Genomic DNA, 23,220 nt, shown 5'->3' with positions numbered 1-23,220 from the left:
CGACAGCGTGATCGATCGTGACAGGCTCAGATGAGCATCGATGCGACGCTGTTTTCGTTGGAGTGGAGACGAGCGACCATCTGAAAGCGAGCTCCCTACCGAATTAGAGAATGATAGCGGCATACACCTCGCGTCTAACTGATTGGACACCAACAGGCTGTTTTCGCAAAACAGAAGATATCGTCGCGCCGCTTCTCAGTTGCTTCCCGTACTTGTCAGCAATTGAGAGTGGCCTCGATCTCCCGGTCCTTCGCTTCATTTTGATTGGCGTTCAAGAGTCTTTGAACCGCATCGCGATCTTCCGGCCCGCTCGTCGCGACACGAGTTACAACGTGAGCTTCGTTATCACTGGACCCAGAACGCTTCCAAAAGTCCTATCCGAGCGCACAATCTTCCGGTGACGACAGACAGCCAAAAAGGACCGTGTGAGTAAGCCCTATGCTTCGGCCGGATTCGTCTTGCTCCGCCTTAGAGAGCGCCTTCTGCTCGCTTACATTCTGTGAAGAGGTGCGCGTGATTAAGTTGATGGTCGACGTTGCCGCTGTGACCAAGCCGAAGTCCAAGCTCCGCCTTTACTAGCCGCAGAATTGAACATGAGTCAGATAAACTATTCGACGCCATGCATCGCTGACCTCGCAACAATGCTCGCCTTTTATCAGCGAGCTTTGATTCTAGCCCTCAACGCGCGCCCTCGGATCGGATATGCTATCGATGTTTGTTGCGGAAATTTGGTCACGACTTCCAATTCTACAACCTCACGCAACGTGAGCTTCAAGCCATTTCGTCGAAGTCAGTGTTGCGCTGTGGCTACAGCAATTCGCGATAACGTTGCTAAGACGCGGGTGGCCTGGGAGCTAACAAAACGGAATGAAACTGGAATGAAGAACTTGTTGCTTGTGACTGCAAGCATTGTCGCGTTTGGCGCGGCGGTGCCCGCATTCGGCGCGGATCTCGCTGCGCAGCCCGTCTACACCAAGGCGCCGCCGCCGCAATCGGTAGCTGCTCCGATCTACGCCTGGAGCGGTTACTATCTCGGTATGAACGGCGGTTTGGGCACAGCCCATAACTCCTGGGATTTTGCGGGCGTCACGCCTGAGGGCTCCCATGACGCGATCGGCGGGACCATCGGTGGCCAGATCGGCTATCGCTGGCAGTCGGGGCCGGTGGTGTTCGGTGTCGAGGGCCAGGGCAACTGGGCTGACTTCAGCGGTTCCAATGTCAGCCTCGCCTTCCCAGCCAGCACCAACCGCACCAAGACCGATGCGTTCGGCTTGATCACTGGCCAGATCGGCTACGCCTTCAACAACGTACTGCTTTACGCCAAGGGCGGTGCCGCGGTGACCAGCAACACCTATCAAATCAACTCGGCCGGCGCGCTGCTGGCGAGCTCAGACAGCGCGCGTTGGGGCGGCACGGTCGGCGTTGGCGTGGAAGTCGGTTTCGCACCCAATTGGTCGCTCGGCGTCGAGTACAACCACCTCTTTAGACAAGAAGGTACTGTGGCCTTCACTGGTGCGACTGGTTCACTAGGCAACGATCGCATCAGTCAGGATTTCGATATCCTGGCCGCGCGGATCAATTACAAGTTTGCCCCGATTATTCTCAACTACTGATCTCTTCGCGTTCAAACGGCGGATCGAAAGCCCTGGCCCATGGCCAGGGCTCTTTTTTGTTATTTATCGCCGTGCAATCTCGCTTTCTATTTCCTAGAGTGCCGCCTCTAGTATATGCAGTTCGCTCCCGGCGGCGAGCCGCAATCTCTTGACCCATCTTCGGCGTGACTACTGCTCAACGCGACGGGCAAAAATGGGAACGGCGCGTTTGGGCGACGGCGCCGGTACAATGGTGATGCACGCAGCCGGTAAGAACACCAGCCCGGTTCAACCGCGTCTCCCATGCTTCCGCGGACTTTCGGTTCAACACCGCGCAATCCCGCTACAATGAAAAACCGTGCTATCTGCCTAAAGAGGGTGTCGGCGTCCCGGCGGAACGCGTTGGCAATATTGGATACTCGATCTTAGGCAGCTGCCCGGTCAGCGAATTCAGAAACGCCACAATATCGTTCTCTTCCTTATCGCTAAGCTTGGTGCCGAGCTGGATTTTAGCCATCACGCCGACCGCTTGCTTAAGGCTCCAAACCTGACCCGAATGGAAGTATGGGGCTCGCAAAGCGACGTTGCGCAACGGCGCGGCTCGAAAAACGTACTCATCGCTGGCCGCCTTAGTGACCGCGAACCGACCCTTGTCTGCAGTCGGAAGCAGGCTTGCGGCCGGCCTTTCGATCACGCCAAACGGGAAATAATCCTGTCCACCAACGTTGATGCCGTTGTGACAAGAGTGGCATCCCTTTTCCATGAATAGCTTCAATCCTGCCTTCTGCTGATCATCGAGAGCGTTCGGATTGCCTTCGAGGTATTGATCGAAGGGGGCGGCCGGCGTAATCAGCGTCGCTTCAAAAGCCTCGACCGCCTTCGCGAAATTATCAAAGGTGACCGGCGGTTCCTCGTTCGGGAACGCCTTCTTGAACTTGATGACATAGTTGCTCATCGAATTGAGCGTATTGATCACGTGATCTGCGGTCGCATTCATTTCGACACTCGCCTGCACGGGTCCCTTGGCTTGCGCCTTGAGGTCTACGGCGCGTCCATCCCAAAACTGCGCTATATTAAATACCGCGTTATAGACGGTTGGCGCCCGACGTGGCCCCTGCTGCCATCCGTGACCGACCGAGGTCGGACCGGCATCAACTCCGCCTGTCCCAAGGTTATGGCAGGAGTTGCAGCTAATGATCTCACTGGCCGATATGCGTGGATCAAAGAATAGCATCTTGCCGAGTTCGACCTTCTCGTGGGTGACCGGGTTGTCCTTCACCACAGGCAGTACCGAGGGGATTGCCTTGAAAATCTGCCTGGCAGCTGTCATCAACTCATCATTGGCGCTAACTTGTGATGAGGCCAGGATCGCGACGGCCACAATCGATAAATTATTCACAAGGTGAAGCACCCATCTCGCTGATTTCATCATAATAGGTCTCATCGGCACGTTCTCATTGATGCTTTAAGGACACTGATGGAAGACATGACCCGCGGCAGGCGCCCGCATCAAGTTGGCAACCCTGGAGCCGCCGAGAACTCAATGAGATTGAGTCGAACCGCCTTCACGATGGCCTGGGTCCGGCTCGTCGTACCGAGTTTTCGCATGGCGTTCTTAAAATGAAAATTGACTGTATTCTCGCTGATCTTCAGTATCATCCCGATTGCCCATGACGATTTCCCTTCTGCCCCCCACCGCAGGCAATCTTTTTCGCGATCCGACAGCGGAACTTTCCTGATGCAGCTGCTAGCCGAGGGCCGCGCGATTTCCGCAAGTGCGAGGTGAAAGTGCCAGGCCAGTACATAGAGATGACTGATGCGATACTGAGGATCGGCATCGTCGACGGGGGATGCAAACGATGCCACAGAGATTTGGCCCGAGGGCCCAAATAACGGCACGCTCATGGCACACTTCAAACCCGCCTCTCTGGCCTCGTCCAGTACGCGCTGCTCGCCTGATTGCAGTTGATATTGCTTGGCGAGTTCGTCCCACAGAAACGGCCCCGAAATCATTGGTGTTCGCCGGACCACCGGGTCGATGACATGGTAGTTGCGCTCAAAATAACGGTGGCACCAGTCAGGCGGGAAGTTCACGGTCACTGCGGGCGGCAGATACTCCGGTAGACGAGGCGGCTCTGCGCAGGTGAGTGCTCCGTAAGCGACTTCACTGAAGCCCTCCTCGCTCGCACAGCTCACAAGAAGATCGAACAGTTCCTTGATGGATTGCGTCCGCTTCGCGCATTCGATGAAGCTGAAAAGGTCCATGTGGCGCCTCACGAGACCGGCAAAAACGGCCGGCGTTTGCGTTCAATTGAGCGTGTCTTACCCAGCACCTAGTCCCGTTTTGCTCACCTGAGCCTTGGGCTCCGCTCCTCATACAGCTGAACACTCGCTAGCTATGACAAACGCTATTCTCGAATTCGTGGACTTTCGTGCATGCGCCCAAAAAGAACAGGTGAACCCAAACTGCGGGTACGCCGATCAAGCCGGCAGATGCAGCGGCCACCTACACTCGAACAGCACACCATAAACGTCGCTCGGATATCTCACCTTTTGTCGGTGGATGGGTAGCCCACGGCGCGGTAGATGCCGCATTCGATGCAGCCGTCTAGCTCCACCTTGCAATTGTTGTTCCTCGTGGCAACCCGGGGCTTGCTTTCGCAAGAGAAACAGCTGCGGCGACGGCGTTGTGCGTACCCACGCTGACATCGCGACGGCCGAGATCGACGAGATCGCGCTAGTCGAACAGCTCCTCCCCGAGGTACCGTAACGGTTCGGCATTCATGGTTCAGCCTTGGTAGCCGGTGGTAACCACGATCAGAGCTCAATGCTGTGGTCCCCTGTTTAGGTGCGAACTTTCCGAATGCCGGCCACCTTTCCGGATCGTGCGCGGTCGTACTAGGCGCGCGCGAATACTGACAACACTCCGGCCCCAGCCTATTCATGCCGCACTTGGCTATAATTGCTGCGACGACATTGCCGGCCATCCCCGAGCCGACCGAGATGCCCTCGAATTTTACATCGATCGTGACAACCTCCTCAAACTCGCGATCAAGTTGCGCGAATGAAGCGGTTGACCCGCACCAAACGCGGCTATCAACGCTGTGATTGGCGCTGACGGTCTTGGGTAAGGACTCACCGGCATCCGGAGGCCGCCGAACTCGTCGCTTAGCACCGGAACTGCTCGCAGCGCGGGCGGATTGTAGAGGTTGAAAATAGTATGCCTTCCTCTGGCTTACGTAGTTATTGGCCACCGGGCGCGCGCAGATCTGCGCGAAGTCGAAACCCTGCCTGACGCAGACGACACCGTACATGCAGTACTCCACAAGTTCCGAGAACCTAGGATGAGAACAGCAAGCATCGTACCAGTTGCGGCGCTCGCAAAAATCAGGCATGAGGACAAACGCTTGAGAGAATTGGCGCTCGATTGCATCGCGTTAACGATCGAAGCAATTGCGACATAGTCGGAAACGCGACAAGCCGTTGCAGCAGTCGCGACATTAGTTGATATACATCAAGAAAGAGCGCGGCCTAAAGCGCGATGCGTTTTTCTCCCCCTCATCTGCGGGCCAGAGCGCTGCGCGCAACGAAAGTGAGCAGCCACAGCGTCACGAAACCGAAACCCCTGACCCGAATTCCCCTGGACAATGCTTCTCACCGCCATGAGCAAGTCGAGATCTCGGATCGTCTCGACATCGAGCAGAGCGAGAGCTGCTGAGTCGAGGACGTTTTCCGACTGTCAAACCGGGGTCGCTTTTTTTCACCTCCGCTCGCTCCGGTCGAACACCTTGCGACTGACAGAGCTTACTCCGGGCTCGCGCGACATCCTGTATGCGATAGGCAACAACTTGCAGCCCGGTCAACTACCAACACTTAGTGTTTTGATCTAGATGACAGATGCATGTCACCTATCAGTTGAGCTACGGGATTGCACGAGCGGCTTGCCTCGATCAAGAACCGGGCGACGCACTGCCTGAATGTCCGGCCAGTCAAACGCGCTCGCAAGGAGTCGGCATGCAAAAAGATCAATCACGCTCTCTTCTCGCCAACGGCCTTGATCGATGTTCTGCCTCACACTTGCCGAAATGCTGCGCGCTGAGATCTGCTCCAACCGCGACCTCTCCTTATGAAGGCTCGTGATGCACTCTCCGGCGCCATCGCCAAGCGCAGCCTTCAAAGGCCTCTGAGCGTCGGGCCTGTCAATTAATCACTTGGCTATCGCGATGCCAAAGAAGCTTCATAGAGCCAAACCGTCCGCATGGTCGAGCGCATCGTCGACTCGACCGAGCTGCCGTGCTCGACGGCGGAGGAAACCGTAGTAGATCGAAAGCTCTTCGCGCGCCTGGAGCGGACCGGTGCCTGCTGCTGACTGCGCCGAATGCTTAGCCGGACCTCACGCCGAGTGGGTCAAGGCGCTCCGCAGCATCAGGATGAGGGTTTATGGAACCTAGGGCATCCGCGCTGCCGCAAGGAGTCCTTGCCGGATCACCGCTGGCACGAAGCTCCTTTGCTCGTAGCATCCGATCTTTGCGATCTCCGCTCGAGCTCCATGATCATCACGTCAACAAGGTTCATCACGTCACCGCCATCAATCGTCTCGCCGAGAACCTCGGCGAAAACGAAGAGGCTGCGGGAGGTCGCCACTGATTGGATAACTTGAGGACCGCCGTCTGGGTCGATGGTGTCTGAGAAATCGGCGTCAAGGCCTTCACCGACTTTGGAATCGAGAACCTGATCGAGCTGATCAGGTTCGACAAGGAAAACCGCACTGCTGAGACGCTGATTGCTCCGCGTGCGGACTACGCCTGACGGAATGCGAGATCTACGCATAGAAGGATGAACGAAAACGAGAGACGGCCGGCATCGAAGACTTGAAGTCTGGCGGCGAACCAGGTCTCAATTGCGCGGCAAAAGCTGAAGTAGAACGAACCTCTAGCTACCATACTCTTGTGAAGGTATCGGCACCCTTGAGCTTTTTCGGTTGGCCATTTCCGTCGACATAAAACAATGTCCAGGACGTTGGCATTTGAGAACCATTGGTCCTTCCGACCCAGCGCGTGAAGGAATTGCATTGGGAAAATGTTACAACGAAATACAGACCGGTTGGTTTAACGGCGCCGGATGCAGGATATGGAATGCCCTGGCATTGGAAGCCCTGAGCATGATTTGTAAAAGTGCCTTGTATCCTCCCGTTGTTGGAGGACCATACAAACAATTCCGAGCCACGCTCATTCTTCCAATACGACGGAGCCGGAAGTCCCTGGGCCAAGACCTCTCCGGAGAGCAACAAGAACTGAGCGGTCAGGAAAAGTCCCAGAAGTTTTTTCATGATGAGAACCCCAATAAATAAGCTCGCTTAAAGGTAGTAGCCTATATTACATTCTCGGTCTCTACAATGACTTATGCAATGCAAATTGATCATTCTTAGTAGGCGCGGTAGGCGCCCTTTCAAGATGGGGGCTTTGCGTCGATAAACCTACTGCAGCGGCCAGCATATAGCAGAACTGAAGGAGAACCGCGGCAAACCTATTTCGTTCTGACGAATAGGCTATGGGAGGAGTACATCGCAGCCGAGCCGAACAATCACGGCAAAGACCGGTTCTACGAACTCTACCGCGCTTGGGAAAGCCTCCTACCGGTGACGGTGAGCCAGTCCAACGCCGCTAGAGGTTGCGGATGACTAGGACAACAAACCACGTCGCAGGGCCTCCGCGACGCACTGGGCAATAGATGCTGCGCCAAGCTTGCGGCGGGCGTTCTCTAGGTGAAAGACTACAGTTCGCGGCGCAATCTGGACCAACACCGCGATATCCGCCGCAGTTTTTCCCTGTGCGATCCATGCAAGACATTGGCGCTCGCGCTGAGTGAGTTCGCTTCCGGCAAGTTTATCGGTGGAGGGTACGTCAAGCCTGGCGGCCACATGACTATGAAAATACAATCCGACGAGATGTACGAGATCCTTCCAGTCTGCCACGAGCCGTTCTGTTTGAACGTCACGGTCGTCCGTTGCTAGTGTAAATGCGGCCATCCGGCCAAATCCGCCACGGATCGGCACAGTGACGCCTGACCTTATGCCGAAGGTCGCCGCTTCATCGAAGAACCGGCGCTGCTCGCGGTTTCCGACCGGTGCTGAGCCCCCTCCTCCCCAACTGAACAATGCGTGCTCGACCCGCGCGCGGCGCACCACGGGATCGAGCTGCTGATACCCAAGCTGGAAATAACGGCTGGTCCAGGATTTGGGATAGGACGAAATCAAAGTCGGCGTGTCTCCGGTCAGGCGCAGATAGGCAAATCGCTGAAAGCCGAGCCTCTCTGTGAGACGCGTTGCGACCCGCTCGAATTCAACCGCTTCGCTTGCGGTTTGGATACTATCAATGAATTCCTGAAAAATGCTTTCGACCGGGTTCATTCAGGCTTCCACCCTTTTTGAACGCAATAACCGTGCTTCCTAATGACCTCACTGCGCATTTCGCGAACAAGATGTCTGGCCTGGTAGGCCGAGCGACCTCTCGACAAGAGTAGAATTCCGCAACGCCGCGCGCGCACAGGACGACCCTGCCCGTCCGCCAACGCATCTATGGAAAGCCATGCCTCTATCCTTTAGGCCGGAACTGGTTTCTGGCCGCATATTCTTGGGAAGAAATAGGCCGGTGACAATGTGAGGGACCGTTTTGATTTGGCAAAGGACTTGTTCGAAAGGCTTCGCAGGTGCTTGGGTGCCAGGTAGTGGGCGTTACTTAATCAAGACGCGCGAAATCTTTGCGCCCCCGATACGATATCGGCTGAACCTGGAACCAAAGAATTATTTCTGTACGTAACGTACGCAACGTTTCTTGATTTCGTCGCTGTAATCGAAATGCTTCACTTTCGTCCGAAGCGTACCAACAATTTCCGTCTGTTCCCTGCGGCGGCATAGTTCCTGTTTTCAGCTTGCTAGGCGGAAACAAGCCAAGAATGGAAACCCTGACATACGATGCCGTTGGGTTTGCCTAGGCCAGCAAGAGCGGTCGGCAGTCGCTCTCTTGAGTGTCAGGAGGTGGGCCGGCAATTCATGTGGGAGATCAGATTCATCAATGTGTGTCTGGAGGAACTTCGCCAGCTCTAGGCCAATGTAATGGCATCACCGGGCCGCAGGGGCTGATCTTGATGGCCTTGGCCTTGGCAGACCTGGACAGAGAAAACGGCTCCTGTCAACGTGGTGTCAAATTGATGCGCTGACTCTTCATTCGTCACGACCCAATCAAAGCTGTTAGACAAAAAAGGGTCTGCGGCGCACGTCCTCCACAAGCGATGCTGGGGTCGTACAGATGTCGCTGACGGACAAGACTTTAAAAGCATCTCGCGAGCCTCGCTGCACAACAGGGAGCGCTCCATGAATTCGTTTTTGGTGGAATTCGCTGTTCGCGAATTGACCGAATTCGCTAAGAGGCTCACTGCACACAGCCATCGGCTAGAGAAAGCTCGGTTGAAGGTCGCTCTGGATTTCTGAGGACCAAAACGCACAATCTCCGAAATGGCGCGCTGCCTAGGTCGCGTTAACTCCGAGCCGAGCGCGGCCTGGTCAACTACCAACAATAGCGATTTGATTTGGATGACAGCAGCATGTCACCTAGCGGTTGAGCTATGGCATTCCCGAGCGGCTGAGATCGATGGAGACGCACGCGCTGAATGACCGGCCTGTCAATGGCGCGCAAGGAGTCGGCATGCAAGATCAACCACAATCTTTTCTCGCCAACGGCCTTGATCGATCTGCAGACTCCTCATTTGCAGAAATGCTACGCGCAGAGATCTGCTCCAATCCCGACCTCTCCTTTCTCATGGAGGCTCATATGCACTCTCCGGCGCCATCGCCAAGCAGGCAGGATTCAAGGGTCTCTGGGCCTCGGGCCTGTCAATTGCCTGCTCTCTCGGCTACCGCGATGCCAACGAAGCTTCATGGAGCCAAATCGTCGACGTGGTCGAGCGCATCGTCGATTCGACCGAGCTGCCGGTGCTCGTTGATGGCGATGGCGGCTTCGGGAATTTCAACAATGCCCGCATCTTGGCGCGCAGACTCCGTCAGCGGGGCGCTGCCGGGGTTGCGCTGGAGGACAGCTGTTTTCCGAAGATGAACTCGTTCGTTGGCGATCGGCATCCGCTCGCCGATATCGATGAATTTTCCGGCCGGCTGCGAGCCGTGAAAGATACCGTTCGCAGACGACTTGGTCCTCGTGGCCCGGATCGAGGCGCTGATCGCCGGCCATGGAATAGACGAAGCACTCCTGCGTGCTAGCGCTTACGCCGCTGCGGGAGCTGACGCTATCCTCATTCACTCGCGTAAGAGCACGGCTGACGAGATCCTCTCGTTCGCGAGTTCCTGGCAAAACTGCCGGCCCGTCGTAATCGTTCCAACGAAATACTATCGGACACCGGCCTCTACATACCGTGATGCCGGCATCTCCACAGTGATCTGGGCCAACCACTCGATGCGAGCAGCTATAGCGGCAATGCGGCAGGTCTGCGGCCGCATTATCGCTGAGGAAGGCATTGCCGGCATTGAGCCACATATTGCAACGCTCGACGAGGTATTCGATTTGTTTAGATACGACGAACTGGCCCGTGCGGAAGCGCGATATCTCCACCCCGCTTGAACTACGACAACAAGCCTCTCATCCACACAACAACATATTCGTTCTCGATGGACGCCTGTCATGCACCATCTTCCCTGCCGTCACGCTCAAGTAAACTCTCACGACGCATTTGTTTGGCCGAAACCGGAACGTCCACGAGCTGCTTTCTCTTTCCGAGACCGACCGATGAGGGCCATGATTTGTCTCTTCTGACTCGTGGGGTCGCATTTCCAAGGACTCGGACCGGCACCACGCCGCTGGAAAGCTTGGGATTGCTCGTCGAGGTCTCAACGCCTGGAACCAAATCGCGATAAGGGAAATGAAATGGCTAGCAATGCTCCCAGGAGAGCCGTCATTCTCGCGGCCGGCTTGGGCTCCCGTCTGCGTCCGCTGACCGATTTACGACCGAAGCCGCTGGTCACGGTCAATGGAACTCCTATCATTCACAACGCTCTGCGCAATCTGGAGTCCGTCGGCGTTGAGGAGGTGACGATTGTCGTCGGTTACCGGAAGGACGCCATTCAATACGCCTGTGGCAGCCGCTTTGGCGAGCTTGAAATCAAGTATGTCGAGTCGACCGTCTTTGACCGTACCGGCAGCGCCCATTCCCTATGGCTGGCGCGGGACACCCTTCTTTCGGGGGACTGCTTTCTACTCGAGGGCGACGTCTTTTTCGAGGAGGATGCGTTGCGCTACCTGCTGTTCGGAGAGGCGACTGATGTGGCTGCAGTCGCCCCCTTCAACGCGTTGATGCAAGGGTCGGCGGTTCTATTGTCGGATAGAGGCTTCATCTCTGCTTTCCGCATGAAGCAAACCTCAGCAACGCTTAATGCGGACGGTCCAAGACTATTCAAGACGTTGAATGTGCTACGATTGTCGGCGACGACCCTCAGGGCAATGATCGTTCCAGCTCTTGATGATATCATCGGCTCCGGAGCTACGCAGGCCTACACCGAGGAGCTTTTCGCGTATTTGGTGGAAAAGCGTGGCCTACAGCTCGCCACGGCGCGCTGCGACGATCTCAGATGGTATGAAATCGACAGCGCCGAAGATCTGCGCATCGCGGAGCGCATTTTCGCAGGGGCGAAAGCTTTCGGCGTGCCGTACGGGCTGCAGACCAGGTGAGGTTCCAATGCCAGCACCATCGCCGGGTGATTGTCCGAATGGCTCGATTGGCGTTCCGAAGACGGCGATCGCTTCATGCCGCAACTAATGCCGCGCCGTTTGAACCGCGGGATCCGAGCGAACACGAAATCACGATCGCGGTCGACGCGTTGTCGATGCCATTGTTGACGACATCCTTCGTCAACTCAGAACGTGCCTTCATGACCCGCATTGCGCTTGTTGTATCCGATGTCGACGGCACGCTGCTCACCGAAGAGAAGATCTTGAGCGACGGTCCCAGGGATGCCGCGCGCAATCTGCATGCCGCGGGCATTAGCTCCGCTATCGCTTCCAGCCGGCCGAGGATCGGCATGGACTTGCTGATCGAGCCTTTGGGGATCACGCTGCCGGTCGGCGCCTCAACGAAGCTGCATTGTCGATTCGCGGCTGAAAACTATCGAGCAACACTTCATCCCAGCGGCAACGGTGCAACGCAGCCTCGACGTGCTCTGCGGATTCGGCGTTGACATCTGGATGTTCAACCGCAATCAATGGTTGATGTGCAGCCCAGATGGCGAAGGTGTCGCGCAAGCGACGCACATCATTAGGGACGAGCCGACCATTGTTGCGGACTTTGCACCCTATCTGGCTCAGACCTGCAAGATCGTCGCCGCCTCGTCCGATGCGCCACTGCTCGGGCGCTGCGAAGCTGCGATGCATGAAGCCGTCGGTAGCGTCGCGATCACGGTCCGTTCGGACAATTACTATCTCGATCTCACGGCGCCTGGCTACAACAAGGGCACGTTTGTCATAGCGACCGCAAGACGACTCGGCGTCGCGACCGAGGGCGTTGCGACCATCGGCGATATGCAGAACGATCTATCGATGTTCGCAACGAGCGGCATCTCATTCGCGATGGGCAATGCAAGCGATGCCGTCAAGCAGCACGCGAAATATGTTACCGCCATCAACAGAACGACGGTTTTGCTAAGGCGGTCGAGATGATCCTGAAGCACAGTGAGTAGAGCATGATCCGGAAACATGGGTACTGGGTTCCAAACCGATCACGCTCTAGGAGAAAATCGGGCAGGATGGCGATTTTGAGAAGATTATTCCCCGCTCTACCTCTATTTCGAATCCAGCGAACGCCCGGTGGCGTCTCTTTTCACTCCGCAAGGCTACTTGCGCGCTCTTGCCGATGCACCTGACCTGGCCGTGGCGGCGCTCCTTTCTACTCTCCATTCAACGATCTCGACGGGGTTGCTGGAGTCCGCTCGCTGCGGCGAACGGAACCGTTGTTCTGAGCGAACTCCCTATTGCACGAGACCGATATCGGCTCTGAACGGAGCGCGTCGATGAAGAAACTCCCCGGACATTGAACGTCGAAGGCCGTTGCTGGAGCTACGTCGCGACTTGCTCATCGATGCAACGTAAGGCCGCTATCGACTGACCCCGGTCAAATGCGAAATGACGGCGCGCCGGCTTCCATATCGGCCCCACAATATCGCGGCTACTACCCTCGTAGCGGACGCTGTGTCGGAGCTCGACCCTGGATTGATCGGCCATCAATCATGATCTGCAGCCACCAATCCTACATTTGATGATGAGATACGATAGAAATCACAACGCTGACCGGATGTTACAAAGACTTCGGAACCGTTGTCGAGCAAGCGGCGCATTGCGCGATCATGATCTCACAGAACAATGGTTGCTCCGCGGATAGGCCCGAGAGCGCAACATTCGTAAACCATGAATGGAGATGAGAACTGGCGACCGAGAAGCCAAGTCTGGCTGGCGAACCGTCGGACCGGATTTCCGGTTCAACAGAACTGGTCCCTGCCCCTTCGCAGGCGTCCAAATACGCGCGCTGGACTGCAAAGGCTCGGTGATGCAGTGCGACAAGTTGTGGGGCGGTATTGAGACTAAGAGAACGCGTTCTGAATTTCCGCCAGGAACGATCAAGCATCGTGTGTGGCGGTAGTAGCATCTGCTGCGTTAATCTCTATTGAGGACATGCAGCTGGCGCCGCCGTCAACTACCAACGTTAGTAATTGGTCTAGGTGACAGAAGCATGTCACTGTCGATTGATGAACGTCGGGCTGTCAACCACACCAGCAAGGATTTAGGCATGCACCATCAACCACCGACCGTTCTCGCCGACGGGCCCTATCAATGCGCGCACTCCTTACATGCAGAAATGCTGCGCGTTGAGATCTGCTCCACCCGCGACGTCTCCTTTCGCATCGAAGCGCAGGATGGATCCTGCGACCCGATCGTCAGCGCATAGTGACGTGCTTTTCGAACATGCGCGTCGCTATCTTTCCGTCGGGGTAACGCCGCTAAACTTATGGCGGGCGCTCCTTGTCGACAATGCAAGGGCCGGTCGCATTCCTTGCAGACAGCGGATTAGTTCCGGCTTTCGTACGAAACATACAGCCGCGAATTTTAGCGAGAACGGTCCGAGGCTGTTCAACACAATGCACCTGTTGCAGTGCGCCGCTCCGACAATCAGGTTTACGATTTCCCGCCCTGAACAACATCATCGGGCCCGGTTCGACACAAGCCTACACAGAGGAGCTCCTCGTGACCCATGAGAGGTGATGGCTCCAACTCGCCGCCGCGCGCTGCGACGGTATCAGCTGGTACAATTGACAGTGAGGACAATGCGCGGAGCGAATATTCATGAGACAGAACCCCATCGGGGCTGCCATATCGGTGGCAAGAGGAGACGACTGATGCTGAAGTATCTTTGGGATCCGGCAAATGCCATAACAGCAAGCGGCATTCTTTTCTCCTCCGTCAGCCTCTTCTTCGCTGTTTCTGGACGCCTCGAGCTCGCCGTGGCGGCGGCGCTTTGGGCTGTGCTCTCAGACCACCTTGATGGAGTTGTTGCGATGCGCACTAAGAATCGGGACCCAAACGTTGCGAAAATGGGGCAGAGCCTCGATGGTTTCGGCGACATAATCTACGGAGCAGTACTGCCGGCCGTAATCGTGATTCAGGTTAGCCATGCCACGCTTGTTGGTCTGACGACTGCGACTGCTGTGATCATCGCAGGTGCCATTCGGCTTAGCTACTTTGCGAATTTCGGCAAATCCGCCGATGGGCGCTTCCTAGGATGCCGTTATCATACGACGTTCCTGCAATGGCAGTTGCCGTTATGGCCCGACCATTAGTGCCGGATCAGCTTTTCGTAACGTTTACGCTCAGCATATTTCTTGTGCTCGCAGGACTACACGTTGCACCCATTCGGGTGTCGTCGCCGAATACGGCTATGTACGTTGCAATCTCACTTTTCGCCATCGTCGCTTCGACGACACTAGCATTAAGGGCTCTGAACTAGACGAGTTTGAAGCCCGGTATCGGCGAATGCGCCTTCGGCCATCGGCAATGGTCAATTTGTGAGTTCCGGAGCGAGGATGTGGAGCGCCGCATGTTGGCAAGTACCATTTCTGAGGGAGCGGCGTTATTAAGCTCGGTATCAGCCGGAGTACCCACACGAACTGTTCAAATCGCTTCGCGCCCATCTCGCTCTGACACGTGAAAGCCGGTTACTTGATCTCGGGTGTGGTATGGGGCGAATCGGACTTGGGTTTTCGCCCATCATTGGCCACGTTGACTGCGTCGATCCAAATCGGGGAATGCTGGATGAGTCCGGCCGACTTTCCGCTGAACGAGGTCTCAAGAATGTTTCACTTTTCGAAAGCACGGCCGAGGAGATGGGGTCAGGCTTAGTTGGGTATCAAGGAGCAACCATTGCTAGTGCCTTTCACTGGGTGGACCGCTCGCTCGTTATGGAGACACTTGATCGTCGCCCTGCTATCGTCCGGGAAGGTCTCGATCGTCACAAGAATTCGAGACGAAGCCGGCCCCAGTGATTGGTGGAATAGGGTTTGGGATTTTGTACACACGTGGTGGGGCGGATATTTCCCTGCTGGACGTGCGGATAAGCGCCGCGATTTGTCGACGAGTAACGAAGATATTTTGCGTCGGTCGAAGTTTCCTCACATCACAAGAGACAAGGCGCCCTATTCGGTATCATGGACTGCTGATGCGCTCGTCCAATATACATACTCCACGTCGAAGGCTTGTCCGGGCGTATTAGCTGAATGAAGGGATGATTTCGAAGAACGGTTGCGTCTCTACTTGGTGAACTGTCTCCTGCGGGACGTTCATCGAGAGAAGCCAGTTCGACATCCTTTACGCCGCACGCCAGTAAAGGGAAGACGGAAACGATCGGGCGCCGGTGCATAACTGTTGTCGGGATAGGGTCAATCCTGCTGAGAAGAACCAGGACGATGCCTTTTCTCGCAGCTTCGATCATGGGAAGCGCGACGCTCTGGTCATCGGCGCCCCTCGCACATTAGCTAAGCGGGCGGGCTTGCAATGGCCGGTTTGTACTGTGCTGGAACAGCGTCGATGACGGGATCGTTGTTACCCCTCACCTTTAGGATAGGACGAAATAAGCATCGGCGTGTCGCCGGTCAGGCGCAGTTAGGCAAATCGCTGGAAGCCAAGATTTTGTTTGAGACGTGTTGCGATACGTTCGAATTCAGTCAGGTCGGCCGCGGTTTGGTTACTATCAATGAATTCCTGAAAAATGCTGTCGACCGGGTTCATTCAGGCATTCACCATCTCGAACGCAATAGCCGCACTTCCTAATGACCTCATTGCGCATTGGACGAACAAGCTGTCCGGCCTGGTAGGTCGCGCGACCTCTCGACAAGAGTAGAATTTTGCAACGCCGTGCGGCCGAGCTAGACGCGCACGGGAAGACCCCGTCCGTCCGCCAACGCACCTATGGCAATCCATGTCTCTATCCTTTAGTTTGCAGCCTGATATTGTGGCGGTTGACAATTGAGGGACCATTTTGATGTGGCGATGGACTTGTTCGAACGGCACCGCATGGGTGTCACGTGGCGGCCATTAAGACGCGCGAAATCTTAGCGCCTGACGATAACGGCTGAGCCTGGAACCAAGAAACTCATTTCTGTACGTAACGTACGCATAGCGTCCTTGATTCCGTCGCTGTAATCGAAATGCTCCACTTTTGTCCGAAGCGTACCGACAATTTTCCTGGGCAGCATTGTCCCTGTTTTCAGTTTGCGCTAAGCGGAAACAAGCCAAGGATGGAAACCCTGACATACGATGCCGTCGGATTTGCCTAACCGGCCAAGAGTGGTCGACAATCCTTCTGCTGAGAGTCAGGAGTTGGCGCGGCAATTCATGTGGGACATCAGATCCATCAATGTATGTCTGGAGGAACTTCGCCAGTTCCAGGCCAATGTACTTGGCATCACTGGGCCACAGTGGATGATCTTGATGGCCTTGGCAGACTTGGACAGAGAAAACGGTGTTCCTGTTAACGTGGTGTCAAGATTGATGCACGTTGACTCATCATTCGTCACGACCCAATCAAAGCTGCTAGAGAAAAAGGGTTTTCTGCGGCGTAAGCCCTCCACAAGCGACGCTAGAGTCGTACAGATGTCGTTGACCGACAAGACTTACAAGCATCTCGCGAGCCTTGCAGCACAACAGGACGCGCTCGATGAATTCGTTTTTGGTGAATTCGGTGTTCGCGAATTGGCCGAGTTCGCCAACAGGCTCACTGCACTCAGGCATCGGCTAGAGAAAGCTCGGTTGAAAGTCGTTCTGGATTCCTGAGGACCGAAACGCACAATCCCCAGAGTGGCGCTCTGTCCAGGTCGCGTTCACTCCGAATCGAAATACATTGCAGTTAAGGTAAAGGATGCCCAGGAGCGTTCGTTGCGGGCCTCCGCCAGCGGTTACTGGTTCAACGGGCGTCGCCCTCTGGGTTCTGAGAAAGTCTTGATCGGATATGTCGGCTGCCCTTGCGAAGTGTTTCTTCGAAGCCCGCGCAATTGTGCCGATTGTCTCTCCTGCGGCAGGGGTCAGCGTCGCTTCGACCGAGTAAACCCTGCATCGATCAGGGTGCTTCAGCAAGCGCTGAACGCTAGCCACTCCTCTAACGTCTCCGGACAGAAATGGCTTACGGGCGGGCCGTTTCTCGAAGCATCGCGTAGCTTTAAGCTTTTGGGGGAAGCGAGCGCCGCGCGCGAGCTTTTTGGTTAGCTCGGATCTCTTGAGCCGAAAGGCGCAAGCGATACGGCGCGCTCAGCAGCAATAGAAAAAGCGCCCTGTTGGCTTCATAGCTGGCAGCCGATCGGTTGATTCGCGAACCCGTCATTACCAACGTGCCTTCGCTTGTATAGACGGACCACAACCATCTTCGCCCGCGCTGAGTCAAGAAAACCTCGAAGACAAGAAATCGATCAGACATGGCATCAACCCTCAACCCATAGTCTGCATTTCCTGCATCCACAGTGCAACTTACGCCAGTGCTGATCTGCTTGTTGCGCTCCGAAACCCGTAGAGGGCAGCAGACGTGTCGCCGAGGCTCAGCCCTCGGGCCTCCTTGTCTGTGACGAGCTTCGCAAGCCACCCCAGGGTGTGCGCATAGGACGGCGTATAGGCGTGGGCGATTGTCAGGTGCGGGCACTCCGCCTCCCACAGCAGCTGTTCCGGACCGAGTCCCTCCAGCATCCTGCCGACCGCTACCTGACCCCAACCTTCTTGGACGCGTCCGCCCCCACCCCACAACTTCGCCCACACTTCGACGCCCTGGGCGAGCGCCAGGAGCCGCTCCAGACGCGAATGGCGCTATCCGCTTAACAATGCTTTTGCTCGTCTTACTCTCGTAGAGCACTACCGATCTTCATACCGGTCCGCGATTGACGTTGATGCACAAGCTGCCCTGTGAAGTTATCGAAACCTATGAGCCAGCAAGGAACAGGTCTGTACGTAACGTACAGAAGCCGTCTTGAATTCCTGTGATCGTGACGCTTCGCTTTTGGCCGTCTTTCCATCAACGGCCGGCTGCGGGATGAACTGTTGAACGAGACGCTGTTTACCGCGCTGGCCCAGGCCCGCGTCGCGCTCGGATGCTGGTGCGCCGATTACAACGATGCACGCCCCACTCGCGGCTCGGATGGAAGACGCCGTCCGAGTTCGCCTTCACCTGCCATCCGCGCCGGGATCTGGCGCTGCGCTATGCCGAGGGCTCCGCGCCAGCTCCCGTCGCTACCACCGCCCAACCGGGCAAATCCAATAGGCGGGCGAACTCAGGACTGGATAAAACTTGGGGCAAGGTCAACGGAAGTAGCTCGCCCGGCAAGGCCGCGCCAACTAACCGGCGAGCAGCACTAGCGCAATTTGCCGATGCCACCTGCCGAACACGGCAAACCGCGAGGTGATGAGACCTCAGCGCTCCCGAGGCTCCTCAGCGCCGTTGACGTTATCCGGGCGCGAGTTCCTCAATGTCGCACATCCGCGTAGCGCGCCGCTACACAGCTTTCAGGCGGCAGCCAATCGATCTATCGGCAGAGCTCAGGTTTACGCCATGCCCGGTGGGCTCGCCATGCCTGACCGGAGATGATGCGTTGCGGCACAACATAGCGGCTATCAATCTTGGTAGTTTCAAAGTTCGACGCCCTATGTAGTTTGAGCCATACGGCTCGGCCCGTGAGAAGACATTTGAGAGATCAAGAATGGACTCCAATGTCCGCTCCGCTGGCCAATGCTCCTAAGCAAACTTTCACTGGACCCACTATTACTTGATGTCGTCGAAGGTGATATCCATGTCGTGGCGAGGATCGCGGTAGGGATGCCCATTGCTGAGCACCCCCCGCACAGATCCGGACAAGCCCGATTCGAGCATCCGGCTCTTACCTCGAGTGTTTAACGGCGAAGCGCTGGTCGGGCCAGGGATGAAGGATGCGCGGCGCGGGGAGCCAGTCGGCGGCCAGCTTCGTCATCCGGTCCCACGTGAAGCCGTCCTTCTGACTACGCCGCCGAAGCGTGCGACGCCAGAGGTCAGCTACGTAATGCCGGAACGCTAAGAGCGCCCGACTATTTGTGGGCACGGCATAATAAGCGAAGTGTCCTGTAACGACTTGTCTCAGCCAGTGTCCCTGAGACGGGATAGGCTGGTGCATTCTTTGCCGCAGCTCCGCCTTGATTTCCTGCAGCTTCGCCCGCATGCGGTCCCGCCGGGTCTTCCGTTGTAATTGGAAGACGCCTCGTCGAGATTTTCCGCAGATGAAGGTGAAACCAAGAAAGCGAAGGTCTCCGGTTTACCGATGCCGCGCCTCTTGCGATCGGCTGCCGCGTGGCGGCCGAACTCAAGCAAGCGTGTCTTGCCCGGATGGAGCGACAGCGAGAATGCCCCGAACCGCTCACGCAATGCATCGAGGAATCGACGGGCGTCGTCCTCATGCTCGAAGCCTGCAACCAGATCATCTGCGTAGCGCACGACGATCATGTCGCCGCGAGCCTCTTGCCGTCGCCAGCGTTCGGCCCACAGGTCGAACACGTAGTGCAAGTAGATGTTGGCGAGGAGTGGTGAGATCACCGAACCCTGGCCAGTTCCACTCTCAGCTACGGATACGATCCCGTCTTCGAGGATGCCCGCCTTGAGCCATTTACGGATCAGACGGATGATGCGCTTGTCGCCGATCCGGTGTTCGAGGAAGCGGATCAACCAGTCGTGGTTGACGCTGCCAAAGAAGTCCCGGATGTCGGCGTCAAGTATGTGGTTCACCTTCCGGCGGGTGATCGCCACCGCCAAAGCATCCAACGCATCGTGCGGCCCTCGTCCGGGTCGGAACCCGTACGACAACCCGAGGAAATCCTCTTCGTAGATCGCGTTGAGCACCATGACGCATGCGCCCTGGACGATCTTGTCTTAGCGCCGCGATTGCCAGCGGCCGTTGTCGACTATCCGCCTTCGGTATGTACGTCCGGCGCGATGGATGAGGCCGATACGCTCCCCGGTGGACTCTTCCGCGGAGATCCTCGAGATTGCACTCCAGGTTCACTTCGTAGTCCTGCCAGCTCACCCCGTCGACTCCCGCGGCAGCTTTGCGTTTGAGCGCGTAGTAGGCTGCCCGGAGCGTGTCGACGTTGACATGGTGGAGAAGCGCGGTGAACCGCTCCTTCTTCCTTTGCCTTGCGGCGTGCCGTACGCGGTTCAGCGCCTGGGTCACGCGCGCCCGGGTCTGCGTCCGGTGCGTGCTTTGCTGATCCGCGTTCCTCTTGGTCCCTGCCCTTGGCTCCGCCACCTCCGCCGCCGGTGGCCCGGCTTTGTTCGGCGACTTCGCAGCTACTACGGCAGAGTCTGACTTCTCCGGATCGTGCATCGGCGGCTACGGCTCCTCGCCTTCCCGCCGCGGACCGTCCGCCCAGTGGAGCTTCCGGCCGACCCGGAGACCTCCCGCTTCCCGTGCAAGGAGCGTGCGTGCATGCCAGGGTCTTCGACCACGCCGGGTCACCCAAGCGCTTGCGATGACGCTCTTGGACATGTTGCCTTCCGCTACACAGACAGCGTCGGCACCCGGAATCAGTTTTCTATCGCGTCTCAATGGCTGGCCTGCACGTCCCCCTGCCGACGCTTCGCCGGTATCCTCACGGAGGCCTGCGCACGGCTCGGGGTCGATGCGGTTCGCTATTCCTTCATCGTAGTGGACTTGCACCACCTGCTCCTTGCCGGTCTCCCGGCGCACCCGTGTACTCAACGCGGTGGCATGATGTACAGCAGTTGGTGTCCGCTTCCTTCCTAAGCGCCGCGATCGCTGCGCAATAGTAAATTGAGCGCGGTGGGAAGAGACTTATGCGGCGCCGGAATTGTCGACGGATGCTTGTGTTCGGCTGACGTTGCCGAGCAATTCGAGTGCAGGGCGTTCATCTCAGATCGCAAGTTCGTGCGAGGTCGATTCGTTGGATTTGGCGTAAGCTCTTGCTATAGTTTGTACGCGAAGAGAAGAGAAATGCCGGACATCATCGTAACTGACATAATCGCTTCTTCTGTCATCAAGGCAATCGAGGGAGGTCTTGAGGATTTCAATGATATTACCATAGGGAGTAGCGCTAGCCGTCCGCTTGCTGTGGTCTTAAGGGATCCCGAAACCCAGCGTGTTTTGGGCGGTGCGATGGGTGTTCATCGCTGGAATTGTTGTTCCTCGACTTAATCTTTTTGCCAGAGAAATTTCGCAGAATGGGCTGGGGAACAAAGATTCTGACGCAGTTTGAAGACGAAGGTCGACGCCGTGGCTGCCGGTCGGCTTTCCTCTACACAATCGCTTCTCAAGCACCAGATTTCTACGCTCGAAACGGATGGAGGGCCTCCGGCCGAATACCTTGCGACCCACCCGGAACATTCCATTTTTTTTCTAAGAACTTAGAGGCTTCCTCCTAGGTCTTCCCTTCAAAGGCATCTTTCCGATCAATTGTATACCGTTGCCAGTATTTGGAGTACGCCGCGTCCGGCGTGTAAGCGCCCGACGACCTACAACTAAGGCGCCACAATAGAATTAACGTACACGAGTACATGCTCTGTTCGCAACGCAACCAGGGTACCGGAATGGGCGTTTGTCGCGCCATTCGCAAACATAAAAGACTTTGTTTCTCATAGAGAGAGGGCCAAGGAGTCTCCAGTAAGGATGCTGCCTAGAAGGCGAGATGGCGTTCCACTGAGTGGGCGCAACGACCCGGCGCCTGAGTGTGGGAGCTGCCGTCGCAACCTGCCTTCGCGCGTGAAGAGAAAACCTATTCAGACCTGCACAGACGTGGAAGGTTTACTATCCCAGGTGGTGCACGTGAAAGGTTACCAGCCTTACACGGCCGCCTCGCACGATAACTGTAAGCGCGACAGTTTGAAGAGGACCGTCGGCTAACCATCGTTCCTCCGTGAATTGCGCACGATAGGCAACTGCGCGCTTCGGAAAGCAGCCGCCATCTCCGTCTTTTTGCTAACATCTGCAGGTAATCAGCGACTCACTCGATTCCTGCTTAGCGATTCACACACAGGACCAGGCCCGCGAGCTAAAGAGACCAACCCGCGATGGTATCCGAGATAGCAGGACGCGGGCGCCTGACCGTACGATCCGAGGAACCCATCGATGCTATGCGCGTCCTGGTGAGGACTCCTCCCTGTCATCCTCAAGCAAGCGTTCAAACTCGATACGAGAGACGACCGGCATCATCTTCCTCCGTCTTCGTTGCGCCATCCACGTGCGATTGACGACTCAGATGTCGGAAAGCCGACAAGAGCGGCACGCGGCCATTCACAAGGGCGTGGCAGGCGCGCGCTTTTGCTGAAGAAGGCGTGCATTAGATCCGCAGTGGCACGCCGATTGCTGGGATGAGAAAGAGAAAGTCACCAGCAAAGAGGTCGGTTTCATGCGGGGTTGCCGATGAAGCTTTCCCGGCTGATCCTCATAAATGGGTTGACGATGTTTGTGCTTAGCGACCAAGCGACGAACATCGATGTCGCGGTTGCCGAGAACCTCACCGAACCGGACCAGCAGATTGCTGCAGCTTTCGAGCAGCAAACCGGCCATGAGACGGTGCTGAGCTCAAGCGAGCGGACGGTTTTACAGCCAGATCACGGGCGCGCCGCTCCAGATATTTCCACTTCGGCTGAAGACCTCCGGATGGAACTTTGGTCAAGGATGGTTTCGTGCTTCCCGGAAAGCCGCATCACGTACACGATCGGCAGCTTGAGCTATGCGGAAAGGCCGCGAATGAAGATCGTCAAACCCCTTTCGTGCACCCCCGCAGCGCCGACCGTCTTGGTTGGCAGGAATCGACGCGGCAACTGGGTTGCACGCGAACGAAACGGCTTTTTTGGCGGCCTGTTCGTGAACCGAACCCACGCGTTGAAGTACGCGCTGTTCGAGAATGGCCATCATCCGGAAACCATCGTCGAGGTGTCGCGCGAAATCGAACTCGATATTTTCGCAAATCCGCAGACCGCCGGCACGAGGCGCGTGACCTAACAGTCGACGCAATTTGAACAGGTCGAGTGGTTGCGCTTTGTCCGCGTTCATGAGGAGCAG

At 56.6% G+C, this 23,220-nt stretch carries 14 protein-coding genes and 3 pseudogenes; 12 read left to right on the top strand and 5 right to left on the bottom strand.

Features of this window, described 5'->3' with window-relative positions:
• Positions 1-878 precede the first annotated feature (878 nt).
• Positions 879-1,613: an outer membrane beta-barrel protein gene (locus tag IVB05_RS10060; RefSeq protein WP_247786643.1), complete on the top strand. Its 735-nt coding sequence runs from the start codon at positions 879-881 to the stop codon at positions 1,611-1,613.
• 340 nt (positions 1,614-1,953) lie between these two features.
• On the opposite strand, the gene IVB05_RS10055 is transcribed toward IVB05_RS10060, so the two are convergent.
• The 4 genes from IVB05_RS10055 to IVB05_RS10040 form a co-directional block, all read right to left on the bottom strand.
• Positions 1,954-3,024, bottom strand: coding sequence for a cytochrome-c peroxidase (locus IVB05_RS10055; RefSeq protein WP_247784026.1), 1,071 nt, complete (start codon positions 3,022-3,024; stop codon positions 1,954-1,956).
• A 77-nt stretch (positions 3,025-3,101) separates the two neighbouring features.
• Positions 3,102-3,857, bottom strand: a complete 756-nt coding sequence (locus IVB05_RS10050; RefSeq protein WP_247784025.1) for a LuxR family transcriptional regulator — start codon at positions 3,855-3,857, stop codon at positions 3,102-3,104.
• 2,671 nt (positions 3,858-6,528) lie between these two features.
• Complete coding sequence (locus IVB05_RS10045) at positions 6,529-6,921, bottom strand: avidin/streptavidin family protein (RefSeq protein WP_247784024.1); 393 nt, start codon at positions 6,919-6,921, stop codon at positions 6,529-6,531.
• Between the two features lie 351 nt (positions 6,922-7,272).
• Entirely contained in the window at positions 7,273-8,001 is a 729-nt protein-coding gene (locus tag IVB05_RS10040) for an autoinducer binding domain-containing protein (protein WP_247784023.1), read from the bottom strand.
• 1,363 nt (positions 8,002-9,364) lie between these two features.
• Here IVB05_RS10040 and aepX point away from each other — a divergent pair.
• The 8 genes and pseudogenes from aepX to IVB05_RS10000 all read left to right on the top strand — a co-directional run.
• Positions 9,365-10,222 (top strand): annotated as a pseudogene (aepX, locus tag IVB05_RS10035) (phosphoenolpyruvate mutase).
• 303 nt (positions 10,223-10,525) lie between these two features.
• Positions 10,526-11,326, top strand: a complete 801-nt coding sequence (locus IVB05_RS10030; protein ID WP_247784022.1) for a phosphocholine cytidylyltransferase family protein — start codon at positions 10,526-10,528, stop codon at positions 11,324-11,326.
• Between the two features lie 200 nt (positions 11,327-11,526).
• Positions 11,527-12,330: pseudogene (locus tag IVB05_RS10025) on the top strand (Cof-type HAD-IIB family hydrolase).
• 1,046 nt (positions 12,331-13,376) lie between these two features.
• Positions 13,377-13,592 (top strand): hypothetical protein, encoded by a 216-nt coding sequence (locus IVB05_RS10020; RefSeq protein ID WP_247784021.1) that lies wholly within the window; start codon positions 13,377-13,379, stop codon positions 13,590-13,592.
• Positions 13,593-14,040: 448 nt separating this feature from the next.
• Positions 14,041-14,481 carry a CDP-alcohol phosphatidyltransferase family protein gene (locus tag IVB05_RS10015; protein ID WP_247784020.1) on the top strand — a complete coding sequence of 147 codons (441 nt, stop codon included), beginning with the start codon at positions 14,041-14,043 and terminating at the stop codon, positions 14,479-14,481.
• Between the two features lie 1,243 nt (positions 14,482-15,724).
• Entirely contained in the window at positions 15,725-15,967 is a 243-nt protein-coding gene (locus IVB05_RS10010; protein ID WP_247784019.1) for a hypothetical protein, read from the top strand.
• 486 nt (positions 15,968-16,453) lie between these two features.
• Complete coding sequence (locus tag IVB05_RS10005; protein ID WP_247784018.1) at positions 16,454-16,969, top strand: MarR family transcriptional regulator; 516 nt, start codon at positions 16,454-16,456, stop codon at positions 16,967-16,969.
• Positions 16,970-18,187: 1,218 nt separating this feature from the next.
• Positions 18,188-18,402: pseudogene (locus IVB05_RS10000) on the top strand (transposase); the annotation flags it as partial.
• Positions 18,403-19,283: 881 nt separating this feature from the next.
• On the opposite strand, the gene IVB05_RS43735 reads toward IVB05_RS10000, so the two are convergent.
• On the bottom strand, positions 19,284-20,042 hold the full coding sequence (locus tag IVB05_RS43735; RefSeq protein ID WP_346771842.1) for a reverse transcriptase domain-containing protein: 759 nt from the start codon (positions 20,040-20,042) through the stop codon (positions 19,284-19,286).
• Between the two features lie 1,108 nt (positions 20,043-21,150).
• Here IVB05_RS43735 and IVB05_RS09990 point away from each other — a divergent pair.
• From IVB05_RS09990 to IVB05_RS43725, 3 genes are all read left to right on the top strand, one after another.
• Complete coding sequence (locus IVB05_RS09990) at positions 21,151-21,351, top strand: hypothetical protein (RefSeq protein ID WP_247784017.1); 201 nt, start codon at positions 21,151-21,153, stop codon at positions 21,349-21,351.
• Between the two features lie 26 nt (positions 21,352-21,377).
• A complete protein-coding gene (locus IVB05_RS43730; RefSeq protein WP_346771841.1) occupies positions 21,378-21,578 on the top strand; it encodes a hypothetical protein in 201 nt (66 codons plus the stop codon).
• 997 nt (positions 21,579-22,575) lie between these two features.
• Positions 22,576-23,160 (top strand): hypothetical protein, encoded by a 585-nt coding sequence (locus IVB05_RS43725; protein WP_346771840.1) that lies wholly within the window; start codon positions 22,576-22,578, stop codon positions 23,158-23,160.
• The last annotated feature ends 60 nt before the right edge of the window (positions 23,161-23,220 follow it).

The organism is Bradyrhizobium sp. 170 (assembly GCF_023101085.1).
In the GTDB taxonomy this organism is placed as follows: domain Bacteria; phylum Pseudomonadota; class Alphaproteobacteria; order Rhizobiales; family Xanthobacteraceae; genus Bradyrhizobium.
The sequence above is the reverse complement of the archived record's forward strand: the minus strand, read 5'-3'. Positions and strand labels throughout refer to the sequence as shown.

What these genes read in the sequence shown, in the direction of transcription:
- IVB05_RS10010 (WP_247784019.1), top strand. Translation starts at nt 15,725, where the DNA reads ATGACGGGATCGTTGTTACCCCTCACCTTTAGGATAGGACGAAATAAG.
- IVB05_RS10050 (WP_247784025.1), bottom strand. Translation starts at nt 3,857, where the DNA reads ATGGACCTTTTCAGCTTCATCGAATGCGCGAAGCGGACGCAATCCATC.
- IVB05_RS10005 (WP_247784018.1), top strand. Translation starts at nt 16,454, where the DNA reads ATGCCGTCGGATTTGCCTAACCGGCCAAGAGTGGTCGACAATCCTTCT.
- IVB05_RS10040 (WP_247784023.1), bottom strand. Translation starts at nt 8,001, where the DNA reads ATGAACCCGGTCGAAAGCATTTTTCAGGAATTCATTGATAGTATCCAA.
- IVB05_RS10045 (WP_247784024.1), bottom strand. Translation starts at nt 6,921, where the DNA reads ATGAAAAAACTTCTGGGACTTTTCCTGACCGCTCAGTTCTTGTTGCTC.
- IVB05_RS10020 (WP_247784021.1), top strand. Translation starts at nt 13,377, where the DNA reads ATGTCACTGTCGATTGATGAACGTCGGGCTGTCAACCACACCAGCAAG.
- IVB05_RS10055 (WP_247784026.1), bottom strand. Translation starts at nt 3,024, where the DNA reads ATGATGAAATCAGCGAGATGGGTGCTTCACCTTGTGAATAATTTATCG.
- IVB05_RS43730 (WP_346771841.1), top strand. Translation starts at nt 21,378, where the DNA reads ATGGGCTGGGGAACAAAGATTCTGACGCAGTTTGAAGACGAAGGTCGA.
- IVB05_RS10030 (WP_247784022.1), top strand. Translation starts at nt 10,526, where the DNA reads ATGGCTAGCAATGCTCCCAGGAGAGCCGTCATTCTCGCGGCCGGCTTG.
- IVB05_RS09990 (WP_247784017.1), top strand. Translation starts at nt 21,151, where the DNA reads ATGCCGGACATCATCGTAACTGACATAATCGCTTCTTCTGTCATCAAG.
- IVB05_RS10060 (WP_247786643.1), top strand. Translation starts at nt 879, where the DNA reads ATGAAGAACTTGTTGCTTGTGACTGCAAGCATTGTCGCGTTTGGCGCG.
- IVB05_RS43725 (WP_346771840.1), top strand. Translation starts at nt 22,576, where the DNA reads ATGAAGCTTTCCCGGCTGATCCTCATAAATGGGTTGACGATGTTTGTG.
- IVB05_RS43735 (WP_346771842.1), bottom strand. Translation starts at nt 20,042, where the DNA reads ATGGTGCTCAACGCGATCTACGAAGAGGATTTCCTCGGGTTGTCGTAC.
- IVB05_RS10015 (WP_247784020.1), top strand. Translation starts at nt 14,041, where the DNA reads ATGCTGAAGTATCTTTGGGATCCGGCAAATGCCATAACAGCAAGCGGC.